3 protein-coding genes and 1 pseudogene are annotated in these 6228 nt (G+C 58.4%); 2 read left to right on the top strand and 2 right to left on the bottom strand.

Going from position 1 to position 6228, the window contains the following annotated elements; translation table 11 throughout:
• A partial coding sequence (locus tag Q1V60_RS17265; protein WP_300632746.1) for a DUF1302 domain-containing protein occupies nucleotides 1-1708 on the bottom strand: 1708 nt, incomplete at its 3' end.
• 334 nt (nucleotides 1709-2042) lie between these two features.
• Nucleotides 2043-3725 carry a fatty acid--CoA ligase gene (locus tag Q1V60_RS17260; protein WP_300632743.1) on the bottom strand — a complete coding sequence of 561 codons (1683 nt, stop codon included), beginning with the start codon at nucleotides 3723-3725 and terminating at the stop codon, nucleotides 2043-2045.
• A gap of 253 nt (nucleotides 3726-3978) precedes the next feature.
• Here Q1V60_RS17260 and Q1V60_RS17255 point away from each other — a divergent pair, with 253 nt between their 5' ends.
• Together Q1V60_RS17255 and Q1V60_RS17250 are read left to right on the top strand one after the other, a co-directional pair.
• A complete protein-coding gene (locus Q1V60_RS17255; protein WP_300632742.1) occupies nucleotides 3979-6018 on the top strand; it encodes a lipase family protein in 2040 nt (679 codons plus the stop codon).
• Nucleotides 6011-6228: pseudogene (locus Q1V60_RS17250) on the top strand (hypothetical protein); the annotation flags it as partial. The gene Q1V60_RS17255 and the pseudogene Q1V60_RS17250, both read left to right, overlap by 8 nt.

Genomic DNA, 6228 nt, shown 5'->3' with positions numbered 1-6228 from the left:
CGAAGTTGCCGCCAGGGCCTGGCGAGTAACCTTTGACGTCATGGGACCAGGCTACGTTGGGCTTGAGGTTGACGCCGGCGAACACGTCCGGGTATTCCCAGATGGCACGGGCGCGGTAGCCCCAGGATGTTGCGGTGGTGTAGCCGTCATTGTTGCAGTTGGTGTTCAGGCCGGCAGCGTTGGGCAGGCCGGCACCGGTTGCGGTGGAGTTGTTGAGAGCGTTGCAGAACCCGCCCGGCAAGGTGCCTGGGCCGAATACCGGATCGCGGCCATAACGGGCTTGGGACTTGCTTTCCAGGCCACCGACATGGGTCACGCCAATTTCACCGACGGTAGTCAGGCGGCTGGCGCCCATCACTTGGTCAAAGAAGTGCGTGAAGGTGGTCTGGAACTGGGTCACTTCCTTGCGGTTGTAGCCGTGCAGGTCCTGGCCCGGCGAGCCCTTGAGCACCGACGCATTGCCAAAGCCCGGGATCGGCGTGACACCGGCGAACAGGATGTCGGTGGTGCTCAACTGCACCGGCGCATTCGGACGGTAGCTCAACTCACCGCTCCAGGCGGTGCCGGTCGGCAAGGTGGTGGAGAAGCTCAAACCGTAGAGACGGATATCTTCCGGATACTCGACGAAGTAGTTAGAGCTGCCCGCCACGATCAGCGGACGCAATGCCCCCAGCGGGCCCAGCGGACGGGTGTAGGCCGCCGACGGCGCGCCCTGAGCACTGAAAATCGGCGCACGGCTGTGGTAGTTCATGAAGTAGGCGCCGAACTCGGTGTCCAGCGGCTCGAAGTTGTAGTGCATGGCCACGCCGAACTGGCCGCTGTCGCGGGCATCACGGTCCGGCCCACGGCGCACGAGCACGCCCTCGCTGTTGACGTCCACACCCAGGGCACCCAAGGTCGGCAGTGCCGCGCCAGGAATGGTCGAGCGCTTGTTCAGTACCCGCAGGTTGTTGCTGCAACCATCGGAAATCACGTCCGGCTGCGAGAAGAAGGTGCCGCAGTTATCGGTAACGGTCTGGTCCCATTCCAGTTGGTAAAACGCCTCGGCCGACAGGTTGTCGGTGAGGGTCTGGGACACGTAGAACATGTTGACCGGAATCAAGCCTTCCTTGATTTCAGCCCCCGGACGACGAAACGCCGATACGTCGATCGGGTTGATGGAGTTGATACCGCCGCCAATGAACGTACTTTCGCCCCAGCTCACCACCTGCTTGCCAAAACGCACGGAGCCCGGCGCATCGGCAATCGAGTAGTTGTGGTAGACGAACGCGTCGAGGATCTGCCCGCCCGACGACTTGGCGCCTTCCTTGCGGTTGTTGTCGCTGATGTCCTTGAACTGACGGCTTTCGTCCTTGAGTTCAAAGTCGTACCAGTACTTGCCGCGCACAAACACACCGGTGTCGCCGTACTTCAGTTCCAGGTCGTGGATGCCCTTGAAGATCTTCGAGAACGTTTCTCCGCGCTTGAAGTTCAGGTGCCCGTCATCGGAGGTCTGGGACAGGCCCTTGCCGCCATTGTTGGCGCCGATCAGGTCGCGATTGGCCTTGGACGTGCTCCAACTGGCGCCTACCGACAGGGATGAGTCAAAACTCCCCTCGATTTCACCGATGTTGAAACTGACGCCGAATGCGGGCCCGGCGAGCGTAGAAGCGAGACTGACGGCCAGGGGCAGTCGTGCCCGGCGCCAGAACTGGTTTACTGAGGTCATCGACGCTACTCCATGTGCATTTTATTGTTATGGCAGTGAGCTCTTTCGCAGGATGCATGTAACGGCCGGGATACAACGATACCAATGCCGAGCGACAACCGAGCCACCATCGCCCGAAGCGCAACATCCGCGAAAAACTCTGGAAGGGACTATAGCCAGCAGGGGGTAGTGCTTGATCCCTCTAAAGTGTGATTTGCATCACCAACCCGTCTGCCACGACCCTTTCGCCACGCCGACGAAGGTCGACGCGGCAAGGATGGCTGAAATTTGGCAAATCACAAGTAAAGGCCTGAGATAGAGCATTGCCGCCCCCGTACAGGCACGGCAAGAGGCGTCAGAGGGTCGACAGGAACGTGCTGTTGTTGGCCTGCCATTCGATGATGTCGATGCGGATACGTTTTTTGTCGAGCTTGCCGACGCTGGTCTTGGGAATTTCAGTAACAACGGCGATCTGGCTCGGAATCGCCCACTTGCTCAAGTGGCCCAATTCTACGAACGGTTTGAGATGCTCCTTGAGCTCACGGGCCCCTATCACATGGCCATCACGCAACACCAACAGCGCAAACGGGCGCTCGCCCCACTGCGGGTCGGCGATGCCCACCACCGCTACTTCGCGTACCGCCGGGTGGCGACTGACGAGGTCTTCCAGGGCCAGGGAAGAGATCCATTCGCCCCCGGTCTTGATCACATCCTTGATGCGGTCACGGATATCGATCACGCCGAACGCGTCCAGGGTGGCGACGTCACCGGTGTGCATCCAGCCACCGGCCCACAGCTCGGCGCCCTTTTGCGGCTCGTTGTAATAGCCCTCGGTGAGCCAGGGCGCGCGCAGTACCAGCTCGCCCTGGGATTCGCCATCGGCAGGCAAAAAGTTGCCGTCGGTGTCCATGATCGCCGCCTCCACCAACGGCCCAGGCACACCGGCCTTGATGCGATAGGTGATGCGTTCATCTTCGCTGCCGGCCATCAGCTCGGCGTTGAGGTGGGCGCAGGACACCAGCGGCCCGGTCTCGGACATACCGTACGCGGCGGTCAATTGAATGCCACAAGCCTTGGCGGCTTCGTACAGCGAACGGTTGAGCGCGCTGCCGCCGATGACGATTTTCCAACCGCCGAAATCCACGTCCTGGGCGGCCTTGGCATTGAGCACCATTTGCAGAATGGTCGGCACGCAGTGGGAAAAAGTGACCTTTTCCTTGCGCCACAGCTCCACCAGGTATTCCGGGTCGTATCGACCGGGATACACCTGCTTCAGGCCGAGCATGGTCGCTACATACGGCAGGCCCCAGGCGTGCACATGGAACATCGGCGTGATGGGCATGTACACGTCGTTGGTGCCGAGCAAACGCACGCTGTCGACGCTGCCCATGATGGTCGCCACGCCAATGGTGTGCAGCACCAGTTGGCGGTGGGTGAAATACACGCCCTTGGGATTGCCGGTGGTACCGGTGGTGTAGAAGGTGGTGGCGACGGAATTTTCGTCGAAATCCGCGAAGTCGTACTTGGGGCTGGCAGCGGCCAGCAGGGTTTCGTACTCGCCCACCAGATTGGGTAGCTCGCAGGTCTTGGTGTCACCATCGGTAATCAACAATGTCTTGTCGACCGTGGTCAACTGCCCGGCGTTGGCCTGGTAGAGCCCCGCAAACTCACTGTTGACCAGTACGAAGCGGTCTTCGGCGTGGTTCATGGTGTAGAGAATCTGTTCCGGCGACAGGCGCACGTTGATGGTGTGGATCACCGCGCCGATCATCGGGATGGCGAACATGCATTCCAGGTAACGATGGCTGTCCCAATCCATCACGGCAACGGTGTCACCGGCCTTGACGCCCGCTTCGGTCAACACATTGGCCAGGCGCGCAACGCGCTCGATCAGCGTCGGATAGGTGTAGCGCAGCTTGTCGCGATAGATGATTTCGCGGGTCTTCTCGTAGCGCGTCCCGGACATCAGCAGACGTTTGATCAACAGCGGGTATTGGTACGCACCTTCGGCGGGCGGGATAACTCGGGTCTGCAACATACGAATCCCTTTAATGACTGCACGGTCTTGGCTTGAAGACCTGCACTGTAGAGAGGTTATGTTGCAGCTAAATCAGCCGAAGGAATGATTTGCAGACCCGAGCAAATGCTAGCTTTGCGCCATTATCGCCGCTTCTTCATATACCTTTCGATCAGGAAGGCACCTGCTTTGAAAAGCGAACCTTCCGACATTCGTCACCGATAGCAACTCTTTACGCTTTGGTTTTTCGCCACATCCATTGCTAAGGACTGCCATGCACAACGACCCCATACACCGCACCGACACTCTCAATCCGTACAAAGATCTTATTGTCGGCAAACAGAAACAGTATTGGATTGAATTCCAGTTGCTGGATGAGCAAGGCGAGCCGCTGGCGAATTTGCCTTATCGGGCGGTGAACGACGCCACTCGCGAGGGGTTGATGCCCGAGTTCGCAGGCCTTAGCGATGCGCAAGGCGTGATACGCATCGACGGCTTGCATCCGTTGCCTATCACACTGTCGATGCAGGCCGACCCGCTGGCTGAGCAACTGCAAACCCGTCGTTTGCGTGCCGAACGTGCCGAGCCGCCCCGGCCGATTGTCGGTGATGATACGCCGTTGTATGGCTCGCAATGCTCAGGCTTTTCGCCGATTGAGACGCAGGCACTGGCTGCCGGGCACGGATATCACTATCTGCGTATCGGGCAATTAAGTGACAAGCTGCCGACTCTTAACCCAACTGTGTCAGATACCAAGCAGCCTCCAGCCTTTCACTTTCCGGACCCGGGCTATGGCGGCTTCACCGTGCGTGGTGATGAACTGGACCGTCGCCATGTACTGGAAGTCTGCCCTTTTCGCGCCTGGTCTTTGGTGCTGCATCATCAGCCCGAGTACAGCCTGGTCAATGCCTACAACCTGGGGTTGATGAGTATTCTGGCGTATAGCAAGCAGGATGAAAGTGAGCTGGGTTCCGTCAAGCAGTTTTTCGAGCAGCAATGCCTGGATTTATCGCGCACACCTCGGGTTTGGGATAACAGCCAGGTATGGCCCTGTGTGGTGACGGATGTGCCCTTTAGTGATCGGTATGTGGCGGCTGACCGCCTGGACACTGCCAAGGCAGACCCACCGGAAGGTCACACTCAGCTGTTTTACGCTATCAGTGCTGCTCAGGTTTTGGTGGCTTGGCGCGGTACTGAAATGGAAGGGTTCGCAGATTTAATTACTGATGCGACCTTTCGACCCGTGAAACCGGAGATTGCTGCGATTTGCGAGCCTAAGGTTCCTTGTCCTGGCCTTAGTTCTGTGGGCAGTGTGCATCTTGGCTTTCGTGATGCTTTTGAGATGGCGAGACGGGTTTATACCAAAGTTATGGGTAAGACAATTTTTGAGGATATTGAAAGTAAAAAGCTGTTCATCTGCGGTCATAGCCTCGGCGGCGCTCTCGGTCTGATCCACGCAGCCTCGCTGAAAGACTATAACCCTCTGCTCTACACCTACGGCATGCCACGCACCTTCACCCTCCACGCCGTGCAATTTCTGGGAGACCTATGGCACTTTCGCCATGTCAATGACATGGACGCCATCCCCCGCGTGCCCCCCGAGGCCGCGCTGGACAACTACCTGTATGACATCTACGGCCCTGTGGGCCTGCTGGCGGGGTTTAGTTGGTCGCTACGGCAAGCCGCCTCCAGCGCCTTGTTCAAACATGAGGACCCGTACAGCCATCACGGCGAGATCGCCCTGTTTCTCCGGGCCGAACAACACCTGCAACACAACTTCACCCCCTACCCCGCTTACCGCAAACCCGATGGCTCGCCTTATAGCAGCACGATCGCCTACGCGTTGCCGGTAAAAACCAAGTTGTATTTGGTCCCGAGCCTGTGCGAGGACAGTGACCAGCAGGCCGAGCAGGCCACGCAGCGCCTGAATACCTCCCTGACCGCCGAGAACAGAGCCCGACTCTTCCCGCGCTACAGCCTCCCTACGACGTGGCGAATGCCGCGTCTTGGTGATCACTACATGTCGCAGTACCAACCCTATATCCACAACCAATTACTGGAATCGATTGACGCCGAACGCGATCCGCTACTGCAACGACAAATAGAAAGGCGCAAGTTCGAAGAACAGATAAAGGAATACTACGGAAGCATTCATGAGGACGAACTGGCCCGCAGCCAGGTGTTTCTCCACTTGCAAGGCTTGCTGGACCAAGCCCTGCATATCACCCAGCAATTGGAGGGCGGCGCCGAGGCGCTGCAGCGCTTTAACGCCATTGCCGACCCAAATGCCTATTACGAGAAAACCTATGGTTAAGCCGATTAAGACGCGCAAGGTCGGAACCAGGTTTCTCCGACTATTCACTGTTGTGTGCGTGCTGTTCATCAGCCTCAGCGGCTGCCGTCAGGACTACAGCCTGGCACCGCCTGCCAACAGCGAAAAAATAACCGTCACCGTGAAACTGCCCCAGGAGCTCAAAACCGAAACCATGTGGGTGATGTATCGCTCGGCCATCTGTAAGAGCGT

It is taken from the genome of Pseudomonas sp. (genome assembly GCF_030147005.1).
Classification (GTDB): Bacteria; Pseudomonadota; Gammaproteobacteria; order Pseudomonadales; family Pseudomonadaceae; genus Aquipseudomonas.
This window is presented reverse-complemented; position numbering and strand designations above follow the sequence as displayed.